Source organism: Bifidobacterium samirii (genome assembly GCF_003952945.1).
GTDB classification, from domain to species: domain Bacteria; phylum Actinomycetota; class Actinomycetes; order Actinomycetales; family Bifidobacteriaceae; genus Bifidobacterium; species Bifidobacterium samirii.
In genome coordinates this window covers 34,405-47,849 of the sequence record NZ_QXGK01000020.1, presented here as the reverse complement: position 1 = coordinate 47,849, position 13,445 = coordinate 34,405, and the positions used below count along the sequence as shown (strand labels likewise).

13 protein-coding genes and 1 tRNA gene are annotated in these 13,445 nt (G+C 66.1%); 3 read left to right on the top strand and 11 right to left on the bottom strand.

The features are described from left to right. Nucleotides 1-129 precede the first annotated feature (129 nt). The gene (locus tag D2E24_RS08810; RefSeq protein ID WP_125968965.1) at nucleotides 130-906 is read left to right on the top strand and encodes a pseudouridine synthase; all 777 of its coding nucleotides are present in this window, start codon (nucleotides 130-132) and stop codon (nucleotides 904-906) included. Continuing rightward, a complete protein-coding gene (gene der, locus D2E24_RS08805; RefSeq protein ID WP_125968964.1) occupies nucleotides 903-3,038 on the top strand; it encodes a bifunctional cytidylate kinase/GTPase Der in 2,136 nt (711 codons plus the stop codon). The genes D2E24_RS08810 and der overlap by 4 nt, the downstream gene beginning before the upstream one ends. Nucleotides 3,039-3,128: 90 nt before the next feature. Here the strand turns inward: der and D2E24_RS08800 are convergent, their stop codons facing one another. Then, nucleotides 3,129-3,743: a hypothetical protein gene (locus tag D2E24_RS08800; protein ID WP_125968963.1), complete on the bottom strand. Its 615-nt coding sequence runs from the start codon at nucleotides 3,741-3,743 to the stop codon at nucleotides 3,129-3,131. Nucleotides 3,744-4,113: 370 nt separating this feature from the next. Here D2E24_RS08800 and D2E24_RS08795 point away from each other — a divergent pair. Further along, a tRNA-Pro gene (locus D2E24_RS08795) sits at nucleotides 4,114-4,190 on the top strand. Between the two features lie 197 nt (nucleotides 4,191-4,387). Here the strand turns inward: D2E24_RS08795 and D2E24_RS08790 are convergent. The 10 genes from D2E24_RS08790 to D2E24_RS08745 form a co-directional block, all read right to left on the bottom strand. Then, the gene (locus D2E24_RS08790; RefSeq protein WP_125968962.1) at nucleotides 4,388-4,699 is read right to left on the bottom strand and encodes a phage holin; all 312 of its coding nucleotides are present in this window, start codon (nucleotides 4,697-4,699) and stop codon (nucleotides 4,388-4,390) included. Between the two features lie 62 nt (nucleotides 4,700-4,761). Then, the gene (locus D2E24_RS08785; protein ID WP_125968961.1) at nucleotides 4,762-6,051 is read right to left on the bottom strand and encodes a GH25 family lysozyme; all 1,290 of its coding nucleotides are present in this window, start codon (nucleotides 6,049-6,051) and stop codon (nucleotides 4,762-4,764) included. 69 nt (nucleotides 6,052-6,120) lie between these two features. Then, nucleotides 6,121-6,498, bottom strand: a complete 378-nt coding sequence (locus tag D2E24_RS08780; RefSeq protein ID WP_125968960.1) for a hypothetical protein — start codon at nucleotides 6,496-6,498, stop codon at nucleotides 6,121-6,123. 41 nt (nucleotides 6,499-6,539) lie between these two features. Continuing rightward, nucleotides 6,540-7,058 carry a hypothetical protein gene (locus tag D2E24_RS08775; RefSeq protein ID WP_125968959.1) on the bottom strand — a complete coding sequence of 173 codons (519 nt, stop codon included), beginning with the start codon at nucleotides 7,056-7,058 and terminating at the stop codon, nucleotides 6,540-6,542. A 19-nt stretch (nucleotides 7,059-7,077) separates the two neighbouring features. Beyond that, nucleotides 7,078-7,530 (bottom strand): hypothetical protein, encoded by a 453-nt coding sequence (locus D2E24_RS08770; protein WP_125968958.1) that lies wholly within the window; start codon nucleotides 7,528-7,530, stop codon nucleotides 7,078-7,080. A gap of 36 nt (nucleotides 7,531-7,566) precedes the next feature. Further along, a complete protein-coding gene (locus D2E24_RS08765) occupies nucleotides 7,567-8,301 on the bottom strand; it encodes a hypothetical protein (RefSeq protein ID WP_125968957.1) in 735 nt (244 codons plus the stop codon). Continuing rightward, entirely contained in the window at nucleotides 8,298-9,458 is a 1,161-nt protein-coding gene (locus D2E24_RS08760; protein ID WP_125968956.1) for a collagen-like domain-containing protein, read from the bottom strand. The genes D2E24_RS08765 and D2E24_RS08760 overlap by 4 nt, the downstream gene beginning before the upstream one ends. Nucleotides 9,459-9,471: 13 nt before the next feature. Continuing rightward, entirely contained in the window at nucleotides 9,472-10,092 is a 621-nt protein-coding gene (locus tag D2E24_RS08755; RefSeq protein ID WP_125968955.1) for a hypothetical protein, read from the bottom strand. A gap of 12 nt (nucleotides 10,093-10,104) precedes the next feature. After that, complete coding sequence (locus D2E24_RS08750; protein WP_125968954.1) at nucleotides 10,105-11,199, bottom strand: hypothetical protein; 1,095 nt, start codon at nucleotides 11,197-11,199, stop codon at nucleotides 10,105-10,107. Further along, on the bottom strand, nucleotides 11,199-13,439 hold the full coding sequence (locus tag D2E24_RS08745; protein WP_125968953.1) for a fibronectin type III domain-containing protein: 2,241 nt from the start codon (nucleotides 13,437-13,439) through the stop codon (nucleotides 11,199-11,201). Before D2E24_RS08745 ends, D2E24_RS08750 begins: the two co-directional genes overlap by 1 nt. Between the last annotated feature and the right edge of the window lie 6 nt (nucleotides 13,440-13,445).

Here is a 13,445-nt window from a genome sequence, read left to right as displayed (position 1 = left end):
GAGGGGTGGCCGTACAGGGGTGGTCGTACAATGGTCCGGGCCCTTTCGGGCGGCGGTCGTGCCGCCGGGGGCCGTATGCAATATGTCAATGGGCGCGCCTCGGGCGCGCATGGCCACGTTGGGAGAACGATGCCGAACGCATATTCCCGCGCCGCGAAGGCGCATCATATCGACGAGAACGAGGGCATCCGCCTGCAGAAGCTGCTGGCGCAGGCCGGTTTCGGTTCGCGTCGCAAGTGCGAGGAGATGATCACGGACGGCCGTGTCGAGATCGACGGCGAGCTGGTGACCGAGCTGGGCACCCGCGTCGATCCGAAGCGCCAGCAGGTGCGTGTGGACGGGTCGCGCGTGCGCGTCGACCCGAATCATGTGACGCTGGCGCTCAACAAGCCGCGTCGCGTGCTCAGCGCGATGGACGATCCGAAGGGCCGTTACACGCTTGCGGACATCGTGGGCGACAAGTATGACCGGATCTTCCACATGGGCCGTCTCGACTACGAGTCGGAGGGCCTGATCCTGATGACGAACGACGGCGAGCTGAGCCAGCACGTCATGCATCCGAAGTACGAGGTGGAGAAGACGTACATCGCGACGGTGCAGGGCAAGATCAGCGGCACGGTGTGCCGTCGTCTGGTGACGACGGGCGTGCAGCTGGACGACGGCTGGATCAAGCTGGACAAGTGCGCGATCATCGACCAGAACCGTGACACGACGCTGGTGAAGGTGGTGCTGCATTCGGGCAAGAACCGCATTGTGCGCCGCATCTTCGGTTCGATCGGCTTCCCGGTGAAGCGTCTGGTGCGCACGCAGATCGGCCCGATCAAGCTGGGCGAGCTGAAGTCGGGCTCGTACCGGGTGCTCTCGCAGGCCGAGGTGCGCTCCCTGTCGAAGGCGGTGGGCCTGTGATCCGGGTTGCCATCGACGGTCCCGCCGGGGTCGGCAAGTCGTCGACCGCCAAGGCGCTGGCGAAGTACTACGGGTTCGCGTATCTGGATACGGGTGCGATGTACCGCGCGTGCGCGTGGTGGTGCCTGAACCGGGGTGTCGACCTGGACGCCGAGCAGGTGGACGAGCGTGTGGTGACCGAGACGGTCGGCGCGTTCTTCACCGACGGCCATTTCGACATCACGGTGGATCCGGACGATCCGCGCGTGCTGTGCGACGGCGAGGACATCAGCGACGCGATCCGTTCGGCCGAGGTGTCGGCGCACGTGTCGAAGGTGTCGAACGTGATCCCGGTGCGTCGTCTGCTGGTCGCCGCGCAGCGTGCGATGATCGCGCGCGAGGCGTCCGCCGACGCGTTCTCGGGCGGTCTGGGCGTCGTCGCGGAGGGCCGCGACATCACGACCGTGGTCGCCCCGGACGCAGAGGTGCGCGTGCTGATGACGGCGCGCGAGGAGGTGCGTCAGGCGCGCCGCAGCGGCCAGTCCGCCGCCGCGGGCGCGGTGGGCGCCGACGACGTGGCCGCGCGCGACCGTGCGGACGCGAAGGTCACGAACTTCATGACCGCCGCGGACGGCGTGACCACGCTCGACAACTCCGACCTGGACTTCGAGGGCACGCTGGACGCGCTGGTCGCCCTGGTCGACGAGGCGATCGAGGAGCAGGAGTACGCGCAGTACCTGGCGAATCTGGAGGACTACGAGCTCGACGAGGCCGACGAGGCGCTCGTGTCGGGCCGCGTGCTCGACGCCTCGACCCGCAACGACGGTCCGAAGGCCGTGGGCGTGCTGGCCGTGGTGGGCCGGCCGAACGTGGGCAAGTCCACGCTCGTCAACCGCATCCTGGGCCGTCGCGCCGCCGTCGTGGAGGACACGCCGGGCGTGACGCGCGACCGCGTCAGCTACGACGCCGAATGGGCCGGCACCGACTTCAAGCTCGTCGACACGGGCGGCTGGGAGGCCGACGTGGAGGGCATCGACTCGGCCATCGCCTCGCAGGCGCAGATCGCCGTGCAGCTGGCCGACGCGGTCGTGTTCGTCGTGGACGCGCAGACCGGCATGACCGACACCGACGAGCGCATCGTGAAGATGCTGCGCGCCGCCGGCAAGCCGGTGACGCTCGCCGTCAACAAGATCGACGATTCGATCAGCGAATACATGGCCGCCGAATTCTGGAAGCTCGGCTTGGGCGAACCGTACGCGATCTCCGCGATGCACGGCCGCGGCGTGGGCGACCTGCTCGACGCCGCCCTCGACTCGCTGCGCCGCGCCGACAAGACGAGCGGCTTCCTCACCCCCACCGACCTGCGCCGCGTCGCCCTCGTGGGCCGACCGAACGTCGGCAAGTCGTCGCTGCTCAACCAGCTCGCGCACGAGGAGCGCGCGGTCGTCAACGACCTCGCCGGCACCACGCGCGACCCGGTCGACCAGATCGTGCGCGTCGACGGCGAGGACTGGCTGTTCATCGACACCGCCGGCATCAAACGCCGCCTGCACAAGCTGTCCGGCGCCGAATACTACTCGTCGCTGCGCACCCAGGCCGCGATCGAACGCTCCGAACTCGCGCTCGTCCTGTTCGACGCATCCCAGCCGATCTCCGACCAGGACCTCAAGGTCATGAGCTCCGCCGTCGACGCCGGCCGCGCCATCGTGCTCGTGTTCAACAAGTGGGACCTGATGGACGAGTTCGACCGCCAGCGCATGGAACGCCTGTGGAAGACCGAGTTCACGCGCGTCACCTGGGCGTCGCGCGTCAACCTGTCCGCCAAGACCGGCTGGCACACGAACCGCCTGTCGCGCGCCATGCACCAGGCCCTCGAATCCTGGGACAAGCGCATCCCCACCGGCAAGCTCAACGCGTTCCTCGGCCAGATCCAGGCCGCCCACCCGCACCCGCTGCGAGGCGGCAAGCAGCCGCGCATCCTGTTCGCCACCCAGGCGTCCACGCGCCCGCCGCGCTTCGTGATCTTCGCCACCGGCTTCCTCGAGCACGGCTACCGCCGCTTCCTCGAACGCTCCCTGCGCGAGGAATTCGGCTTCGAAGGCTCGCCGATCCAGATCTCGGTCAACATCCGCGAAAAGAAGAAGCGCAAGTAACGCGCACAGCATGCGCAATATGCGCAGTGCATATGACGAGGGAGGGGTGCCACGGTTTTCCGAAACCACGGCACCCCGCCCTCGCGCTATCTAGTTGCATCCCACGAACGCCGATACGAATGCCCTGACGACCGATAGCGGATGCTCCGGAAAGGAATCGTCGAATCCGTCATCCTCGGAGAGGTTCATGAGGACGCCGCGCCCGTAGCCGTCATCATACGGGTCCCTCGCCCAGCCGTGGCCGTGTTCATCGACCCACCCATGCTGCCGCGCGAACTCGTATACCTGCGCTTCACGGATCCCCGTCACGCCGACTTCACTCGCGAACGCCTGCACCTGCACCACGAAACCGGCGCAGTCAAGATGCAGCGTCAGACCATATTGAACGCCGTCCTCCTGCGAGACCGTCTTGACGATGCTCCACATGACGCTCCGACCGGAATCAGCGGTGCCGCCGACGACCTCGATCAGCCCCTGATCGCCGGCGAGCGTCCGATGGATCCCGTCGACCACGGCCCGTTCGTCTCCGAACGGCATGGACCGGTCTGGCGGTATCGGCTGCAGGAACACCACACAGGCCGCCTGCCCCGTCTGACCCGCAAACGCCGTCATCTCCGGCGGATCATCCGGCAGCCGATCCAACCTGTCCAGCATCTGCGGGATGAGGATGGACAGACCACGGACGGAAACCCTCTGCATGTTCATACGTGACTCCCATCGTCGTCGTACGGCGTCGTAGCAGTTACCACGAATATACTGTAGGTCACGCCTGACTGGAAATAGGACAAAGGCGCTCGCGGGGAGCGGGCGAACGCTTTTCGGATGGTGGCGACGGGTATTGAGGCCTCGGCAATAGGGTGAAGGGATTGATCGTCGGTTCAGAAGTCGGTATTATCAAAGTTGTCAATAGTTGCTCTCGATATTGCGTTTCGCCTCGATGATTGACCTACTTTATTGTCTTTTCCTGCTGTCCGATGTGGATTTGTGTGGTGGTCTGCAAGAATTTCGACACGCCGGTTTTACAACACCGGACATATATAGTAACTTATCTACTCGGTGCTGATAGCGCCGAGTTCGGACCGTAGCGCAGTTTGGTAGCGCACTTGACTGGGGGTCAAGGGGTCGCGGGTTCAAATCCCGCCGGTCCGACCATTCCACATCATTGGAAAATAGCCGCAATCCCTTACCGCAGTAGGGATTGCGGCTTTTCTGTTTTTCAGGTTTTTACGGTGTTTTTCGGGGTTTTATGACGATGATGTGGGCAAAATGTGGGCAAAATGGCGGAGGTCCGGCCGTGGGAGGAACGCAAAAATGCGCCCGCTCCCCGGTGATGGGAGCGGGCGCATTGATTACTTGGTGGAGCGTCGGGCGTTGAGTGCGCTGGCGCCGATGACGACGCCGACGGCGAGGCCGATCGCGTCTAGCGTGGTCGCGGCCGCGTCGGCCCACGACCAGCCCCACACCGGGCCCAGCGTCTGCACAAGCACGCCCAAGGCGGGCAGCAGCACGAGGCCGCACCATTTGAGCACGTCATACAGCTTGTCCGGGATCAGCCAGTCCGGCACGTCCTGCGTCGTCGTCTCGGCGGCGGGTATGTCGGGTGTCGGGGCGTCGCCGGCGAGACCGCGGGCGATGGCGGACAGTTCCTGTTCATCGGTCATGATGACATCTCTTTTCTCTGAGGTGCCGGCCGCCGGCGATGATGCCGACAGCCGGCCACGGGTTATCGGAGCACCTGCCCCGGGTAGATGACGTACGGGGCCGAGATGCCGTTACGCGCGGCGGCGGCGCTCCATCCGGTCCCGTAGATCGACCACAGGCTCTCGCCCGCGCGCACGACATGACCTGACGTGGCCGGCGCCTGCGACGTCGTGGCGGATCCCGTGTAGACGACCGTCTGACCCGGATAAATCCGGTTGCGGTCGCCCGACGGGACGCTCCACGCACTCAACGGCCACAGGCCCGTGCGGGCGGCGATCGCGCTGAGCGTGTCACCGGCGCGCACGGTCACACGCGTGGCCGCAGTCTGCCCGGTGGTCTGAGACGTCGGCGCGTTGCCGGCGAGGATCTGGTCGACGCGCGCCTGGACCTCGTCGTAGCGGCTGCCGAGCAGCACCCTGCGCTGCGGCATGTTGCCGTAGTCGCCGCGGATCACGGCGCGCGCCAGCGACTCCACGTCACCGGTCGGCGCGCCCTGCTGGGGCGTCTCGGCCGGCGTGCTCGGGGTCGGGTTCGCGTTCGTGCCGTGCTCGGCGCCCGCGTACTTTGCCCATGTGGCCGCGTCGCCGTAGAACCAGTTCACGTCGATGCGGTCGCCCACGCCGGGCACGCGCCCGGAGGACGAGTACTGCCAGGCGGCGGCGAACTTCCACGGACTCACGTCGTACGGGACCGCGCCGGGGTCGCGCAGCCTGTCCTGCGTGTAGCCGGCCGGATAGCCGGCGACCCACAGGCCGTAGTCCGCGTTCGCGACCGCGCGCCAGTCGCCGGCCTTGATGACCGATGCGCTCATGTAGATCAGCGGCTTGACGCCCCACGCGGCCTGCACGCGGTCGAGCCAGCGCTTGGCCCACCACGTCCACGTGTTGTACGAGCCGCCGGGCTCCCAGTCGAGGACCGGGATGACGCCCTTGCCGATGTAGCCGCGCGTCTGGCTGACGAACCAGTCCGCCTCGGCCTCGGGAGTGTTGCCCAGATCGGGGCGCGCGTAGTGGTAGACGCCGCGGCGGATGCCGGCCGACGCGAGCCCCTGCATGGTGCAGTCGGCCACACTGTCGGTGTACCCGTTGCCCTCGCTGACCTTGACGAACGCGAACGCGGCCCCGCCGGCCTTGGCCTGGGCGGCGGCGGACGCGCTGACGCATCCCTGCCATTTGGACACGTCCATGCCCGTGTCCGCCATGGCCACGCCCGACGTGAGCATGACGGTCGCGGCGAGCAGCAGCCCAGTCAGTCGGGTGATGAGCGGCGGATGGCCGCGCGTGCTGGTGGTGATGGTGCTGTGATGGTGCACCTTGTCTCCTCTCTGTGATTATGGAAAAGCCCCGGCCGGGATGGTCGGGGCTTCGGGTAAATCCGTGGACTAGTCGGTCGGGTCGGCGGCGTGGGCGGCGATCATCTCGTCCCTGTAATGCCTGCCGACGCCGTTGCCGCCCAGGGCGGCGTACGCCTCGTACGCGGCGTCCACGCGCGTCTTGACCGGCGTGGGCACCGGACGCCCGCGTTCGACGGTATCCGCGTGCAATCGGGCGATCTTGTCGAAAAGCAAGGCCTTGAGCGCGTCATCGACGAGCCTGGAATGCTCGTCGCGCTTACGGTTCTCCGCGTCGACCCGATCGAGCCGATCCGCCAGACCGCCTAGTCGTGACAGTCGGTCGAGTTGTTTGAGTCCGGCTCCGGCGATGGCGCCGCCGGTGGATGTGATGACGGCGACCAGGATGGTCACCCAGATCGGGGTCAAGTCATGGCTCCTCCCTCGAATCGATGTGATGTGATGGTTGGTCAGGCAATACGGACCAGGGAGACGTCATCGATGCGCGGCCAGTTTCCGCCGAGTCGCACTTGGACGGTCATCGGCGTGGGAATGGTCACGGATAGTGAGCGTCGCTCCCATGTCATAACGGCGGACGCACGCTCCCATGATTGGGATGCGAGCGTGGTTTGGCCGTCGGCGTCGTAGACGGCGAGCATGTGACTGCGGTCAATCGCGCCGGACGCAAAATATGCGGCCAGCTCGTAGGTTCCGGCCTCCGGGATGGCGACCGATTGAGACGCGCAACAGTCGTTTTCGATGAGCCCGGAGAGGAATCGACGTCCGGAATGAGGCAGTAGCGTCTTGTCGGATGTGACGTAGGAGGTGAAGACCCCCAGCGCCCATGCACTGTCATCCTCGAATCCGGGATTGGCGATGAGGTTCCACCGCCCACGCCACACGACCTGCCCGCCCATGATGAGATGCGACACCTGACGCCCCCGCGCGCAGGCTCCGACGAGTCGTCTGCCTTGCAGGATGATGCTCATGGCATCACCCCGCAGGAGGCTAATCCACTTTTTGCAGGATGGGGATGATGTCGTCGTCCAAAACCACTTTGGGCGCGTGGACGAGAGTCACACTCACGGTCTGCTCGTGGTCCACGTCGAAGACGCCGATCTTGGGAGACTCATTGAATGACGTGCCATCCAGACGGCTGACGCGTATCTCCGGATACAGCACGCCATTCCGCCATCCGACGGTGCGAGCCAGCGAATAGCGTCCCGCCTGCAAAGCGATGGGCTTGCTCTTCATACTGCCCCACGCGGTCGGTGTGCCGACGCAGTGGTAGCTGGTCCCGTCGAACGTCCAGCTCACGCCCGACGCGGTGATGGGCGCGAATCGTGGCACGAGATTCGCCCGGTCCCAGACCAGCACCTGTCCGTCGTGGATGACGGTCGCACGCCGCCCATCCATCAGCACGTGCGCGACCTGTTGTCCGTGTGTGATGAGCCGGCTCATGCTGCCAGCTCCCACACAGTCGCCGGAGAAGGCGGGCTAGGAAGCCCCCCCCCCTATTTTGCGGATGCCCTGCGGGCCGAAACACTCGACCCCGCACGCGCGCATCGCCGCATACTCGTCACTGGGAATGACGCCCTGCGCCCAGACGCGCCACACGCCCGGACGCTTGGCTTTATCCCACGCGAACATCGTCGAGAAAGAGACCATCAGGCTGCCTGCGGGATTGTGGATAACGTCGAACTCGCGGGCGGCGACGTAATAGCCGGGCTCGGACAGGTCTATCTCATCCACCGTCTGAGCGGGCGAGGCACTGGTGTTGTTCCACATCATCGACATGACCGGGTGTGCGGCGGTCGGGTCGATCTCCGTCAGGAGTTCGAAAACCGTGAACGCCGTGACCTTGTCCACGCCCTCCCACGCGTCGGCTTTCGACCACTTCGAATTCTGTCTGCACTTCAGCGGATAAGGGGAGTATCCGGCGTCGAACTGGAGGCCGCCCCCATCAAGGAACGTCCTCGTACCGGCGGCCTCCGTCTGAGGTATCGGATAGGTGTCGGGAGAGCTGTTCGATGACAGCAGCGGCCATTGGAGAATCTGCGTGGCGACGTGCCGCCCGCGGTCAAGCAGATCCGCCACGCCATACCCGCGGGTGCTGGGTCGGACGGTCAGCCTGTGAGCTGGCACGACCACGCGACCCTGCGCGCACATGCCCACGGTCCTGCCTTGCAGGCACACGGCGTCCACACGCCTGCCGTCATGCAAAAGCGTCACGATGCCACCTCCTCCAGCACCGCAACGAAATCGTCCGGATGCTCCTTGCTCCACGCGATGCCCTCTTCTAGGGTGTCGGAGATGTGGAGCTGGATGCCGTCCTTACCGGGGTCGCCCTGATCTCCCTTGGCTCCCTGCGGGATGGCGAAGGCGAGGACCGCATCCTGCGCGGTGCCCGTGTTGGACACCGTGGCCGACTCTCCGGGAGCCAGCGTTGTGACGGTGCCGACGTGGACGGTCGCGGCCAGACCGGGCGCGCCCTGCTCTCCCCGCGGGCCGGTCTCGCCCCTGTCGCCTTCCGGGCCTTGGATGCCCTGCGGACCCTGCGGACCTTGGAGACCCGTGGCACCGGACATGTCCGTGATATACGTCCACTCCGTCTGGGATTTGACCCAGAGCGTCGCGTTCTCCGGGTCCTCGATGGAATCAGTCGTGATCATCACAAAAGCGCCGACGGCAATGGCGGGATTGGAATGGTCGGCTTTCATGGCGTCCATCGACGCGTAGACCTTGGCGATGCCGAAGGGCGCGCCCGTCTCTCCGCGCGGTCCCTGCGGGCCTTCCACGCCACGCTCGCCAGACTCTCCCTGCTCTCCCTTGGGTCCGCGGGGAATCACCATGTCGAGCTGTTTGGACGGCCAGTCGCCGTGCAGGCTTGCACCGGCCTCGTCCACGCTGTCGGTGACACGGACCGAGCCGACGGTCAGATCGAAGGATTTCGCCGTCGCCAACGCCTGCTCCGCGCCCGTCGCGGCGCTCTCCGCGCGCTCGACGCTCTCGCCCACGTCACGGATGCCGTCGAGGGCCGCTTGGGCCTGGCGTGTGGTCTGCTCCCACGCGGCCAAAGTGGCGCTGTCCACGTCGAGCGTCGCCGGGTCGATACCCTCCAATGAGGCGTATTCGACCATGCCGACCTCATCAGGCACGGCCACATAGCGGACCAAGCCCTTGGACACCAGCTCGCTCACACGCCACGCCCATTGGGTCGTGGACGGCAATAGCTCCACCGTCGCCTCGCCATCCGTCAGCGGTACCGATACCGGGACCGGCAGACGGATAGCCGACCCGACCGTCACACGCCGCGTCGGCACGCACGCCACCGCACCCGACAGGGGCGCGCCCTGCGGATCCGTCAAATTGAAATGCACGAAAGTCATATGTGTCTCCTTGTCAGATGGGCAGCGGGTCGAGCGTGCCCCAGCTGCCGGTCAGGCTCGTATACGCCCCATTGCTGTTGCCGCGCCCGTACACGGTCCCGTTCTTCTTCACCGAGAAGCACAGCGTGCTCCTCGCGCCGCTGACGATGGTCGCGTCGTCGACCGCGGGCCGATATCCGGCCGGGACTATTTCGTTGTGCTTGGAATCGTTGATCTCGCCGCTGGCCATGAACTTCACCAGACCGGTCGCACACACCATGTTCCCCACCCGGTACAGGCGGATCGACGTCTCCCCGTACGGGGGCTTCCACTGGACACTGCGCACGAACTCGTACTTGTCCGAGGACCGGGCGAGCACCCCGGTGACAATCGACTGGTGGGCATAGGTCTCCACCATGACGCGATCGCCGTTTTCGACTGCGGCGCAGTCGATGGTCATGGGCACGCCGTGGAGCGTCGTCCCGGCCATGTCGAGGTCGGCGGTCAGAATCCCCTCGTCGAGGTGAATCGCGGTTACGGTTGCACGCCGCATGGTCACGGTGTCCCGTTGCCGGAACGTCGCGGCGAGCTGTCCGGCGAGCCGTTGCGCGACCTTGCGCACGATGCGCTCTTCGGTCTGACTGGTCGAGTCCATGGTCTGGTCCTTTCATCGGCTGAAGCTCTTCGCCTCGCATTCGACGGGCAGGCCCGCCGTCAGTGAGATGGTCTGGGTTCGCACGCTGAAATCGCCGTTGACTTGTCCGCTCGGGTAGTCGATGGTGATTACGTCGCCCGGTGATATCGGCGCGTACAGGTGGGTGAAGGTGATGCGGCGGATGACGGCCTGCGCGGTCGCGAGCAGTTCGCTCGCTTTGTCGTCGGCCATGCGTTGCAGTTCGTTGTCGGTCATGTTGGCAGGGACGTCGTTGTAGACGACGGTGTCGCTGATGGTCCGGCCTCGGGAGACGGTGCTGAACATGCTGTCCGGGTCGTCGTCGAGTGCATGGCCCCGGATATCGCGGTCTTGTCCGGTGTAGATCACGATGATCTCGTTCTTGGTGTCGAACCAGTCGCGTTCGTCGGTCATGCTGCGCAGGAACCGCGCGCCTCCGCCTTCGCGGAATGTCCATGCGGGGGCCCGGTCGGCCGGGCGCGTGTAGGGCTGGAGGACGACACTGCCCATGGGGTCGGTTCGCGCCGACTGCCAGCCGATCAGGTCGAGGAGAGTGTTGATCGCGTTGAGTCGGCTGGAGGAGCGCGTGTCATCGTCCATGCCGAACGTCCACTGGTCGCCCATGCGCCATGTGCATTCATCATGAGGGGCGATGCCGAGTCCGCTTTCGCGGATCTGCTCCTCGATGAATGCCATGGGATCGCTTCCCGCCGCGAGGGTGACGGGGGTGGGGAACCCGCTGTCCTGCAGTTCGCGCAGACGCCCGTATAGGTCGAGCGGCTGGGAGTCGGCGCCGCCGTCGATCTCGCGTTTGGCGGCATTGGGCAGGAACGTGCCCAGGGCGATGGATTCCGTGTCGCCGTTCTCATAGTCAAGGTCGGCCCAAATGCGCACCAGGTCGGTGCCGAGGTCGAGGTCGCCGGCGATGGTCAGGCTGGCGGTCTCGCCGATGCTCGTGTCCTGGTTGCGGGTGATGGATCCTCCGCGTTCGATTCCTTGGACGACGCCGGTCTCAAGTCCGGTGAGCCGGTCGACCCGCATGACGCGGATCCGTGTCGTGTACTCCATGGTGTGATGCGACTGGTCCATCAGGACGGTTCCTTCCAGTTGATTTCGGTCAGATCGATGGTCAGGTCGACGAGCGGGCCTTCGGCGGATAGTTTCTGGCTGATGGATGTCTTCGCCCGGATGCGGCTGCCGTCGAGGTTGCGGAACCATGCGTACGCGTACCGGCGGGACAGTCGTCGGATGGTGCGGTACAGGTCTCCGTCCTGCCAGTCGTATCGGCTGGTGACACTGACGGTGTTGTCGAGGTCGTGCAGCTGGTAGCTGTATGGCAGGCCGTCGTCGCCGTTGGCGAAATGGTATTCCTCGGTCGCCGTGACGGGCTTCTCGCTGATCTGCAGTCCGCCTCCGACCGGCAGTGGTTCCGCGGCGTCCGGGCCGAAGTTCAGGCAGCATCGGTCGGTGTCGATGGTCACGGTCTCGACGCTGGAGCTCGTGGCTCCGGATGCTGCGAAGGCGATCGCCTCGACGGTGTATGGCAGGCGCAGGGGCGGGAGCCTGTCGATGGTCTGCTGTCCGGGGGCGAGTGCGTCGGCCATGACGAGGATGTCGTCGTCGATGATGCGGCGTACGAGGATATGGTCCGTCTTGGGCGTCGTGCCCGATGCCTCACCGGTGTCGACGCGGTAGACGGCGCTGAGGTCCGTATGGTCGATGGTGATGGTGATGGATGGAGCGGCGGGCGGCGTGTAGGTGACCGTGCGCAGGATGCTGGCGGTGCCGGTCAGGCCGCTGCCGCCGCGCACGCGCACGCTGATGGTCACCCGTTCGCCGTTGGCGGGCAGGTAGTCGCCCGCCGTGACCGTGACACCGCTCTCCGTTGGCGGGACGGTCAGCGTCGCCTGTCCCCGGTCGCCGCTGATGGTGACGGTCTGCTCGCTCACACCGGTCCGGTCGGACACGCTCCATGACACGTCGAAGGGGCTGGCGGTGATGTCATCGCTGGGTGCGGTGATGACGACGGTCGGCGGATAGTGGATTGTGGCCGCGACCGGGGTGCTCCATGCGCCCCAGTCGGCGTGCAGGCCTTTGGTGCGTACGCGCACGGACCATTGTCCGCTGGTCGCGCACCACAGGTCGTAATGGTCGGCCGATGTCACGTCGCCGGTCCGGGTGCCGCCGTCCGGGTCGGTCGCCTCGACCTGCGCGGCGGTCTGGGCGGACCCGTCCGGGTGATTGGCCGTCCATTGGACGCGTACCGTCGCCGGATTGGCGTATACCGCCCCCGCTTGCGGGGTTGTGACGGTCGGTGCGAGCGGTGGTGTGATCGTCGTGACCGCGTTCGACACGGTGGCCGTGGAGGACACGAGCGTCTGTGTCAGATCATCGATCTTGCCGTCGCCGATGATTCGGCGCCGCACGTAGCACCGGTACTGGATGGTGCCGGCAGGTGCCGCCGTGTCGGTGATGATCGCCTTGCCGTTGGAGGGGATGACCGCGTCGGCGACGGTCTTGGTCAGGGACGTCCATGTCTTGCCGCCGTCCGAGGTGCGCCAGCACGTCACCCACGATGGCGTCGAGTTGGACACGTCCGCCGTGATCGCGACCGTGCCCGTACCGGTCTTGACCGCGGTGACGCTCTTCGGCGCGGCGGGCGTGGTGGAGATGATCTGCGTCTCCACGTGCGCGCTGTCCCCGGCGGTGTTGCGCGCGAGGATGCGGAACTGATAGCGACAGTTCGACTTGAGGGCGGCCTTGTAGTTCGTCGTCGTGCCGCCCAATGTGGCGAGCGTGCCCCACGCGCCCCACGAGCCGCCGCCGGTCAGCGTGCGCTTGTCGATGATGACCTGCGCGTACGGTTTGAGCGCCCCGGCGTCGGGATTGTTCCGCCACGTGAGGTTCGCGGCCGTGTCGTCCACGCGCGTTATCGACAGGTCGGACGGCGTGTTCGGCTTCTTGTAGCGGATGCCGACGATGGCGACGTTCACGCCCGCGTTGCTCGAACCGGCGCCGGTGCCGTTCCACGACACCGACGCGGAGCACCACACGTTGCGAGACGACGAGGTCTTCGAGACCGTGAAATCGCGCGAGTAGCGGGTCGCGTACCCGTTCGTCGGGATCGTCTGGCTCGCGCTGTTGCCGCCGGCCGTCTGGCCGTCGCAGTACACGCTGGCCGACGCCCAGCCGACGAGCGTCCACCCGTTCACGGTCTGCTGGCGCGCCTCGACCCTGATGGTCGCGGTCGTGTCCGTCTCGGACACGACCCATGCGGCGCACCAGCAGCGCCACGCGTTGTTCACGATGTTCCCGTATCCGTCGGCCATGCTGTT

Coding starts and splice junctions, on each gene's coding strand:
- D2E24_RS08745 (WP_125968953.1), bottom strand. CDS start 13,439: ATGGCCGACGGATACGGGAACATCGTGAACAACGCGTGGCGCTGCTGG.
- D2E24_RS08750 (WP_125968954.1), bottom strand. CDS start 11,199: ATGGACCAGTCGCATCACACCATGGAGTACACGACACGGATCCGCGTC.
- D2E24_RS08770 (WP_125968958.1), bottom strand. CDS start 7,530: ATGAGCCGGCTCATCACACACGGACAACAGGTCGCGCACGTGCTGATG.
- D2E24_RS08760 (WP_125968956.1), bottom strand. CDS start 9,458: ATGACTTTCGTGCATTTCAATTTGACGGATCCGCAGGGCGCGCCCCTG.
- D2E24_RS08775 (WP_125968959.1), bottom strand. CDS start 7,058: ATGAGCATCATCCTGCAAGGCAGACGACTCGTCGGAGCCTGCGCGCGG.
- D2E24_RS08755 (WP_125968955.1), bottom strand. CDS start 10,092: ATGGACTCGACCAGTCAGACCGAAGAGCGCATCGTGCGCAAGGTCGCG.
- D2E24_RS08810 (WP_125968965.1), top strand. CDS start 130: ATGCCGAACGCATATTCCCGCGCCGCGAAGGCGCATCATATCGACGAG.
- D2E24_RS08800 (WP_125968963.1), bottom strand. CDS start 3,743: ATGAACATGCAGAGGGTTTCCGTCCGTGGTCTGTCCATCCTCATCCCG.
- D2E24_RS08790 (WP_125968962.1), bottom strand. CDS start 4,699: ATGACCGATGAACAGGAACTGTCCGCCATCGCCCGCGGTCTCGCCGGC.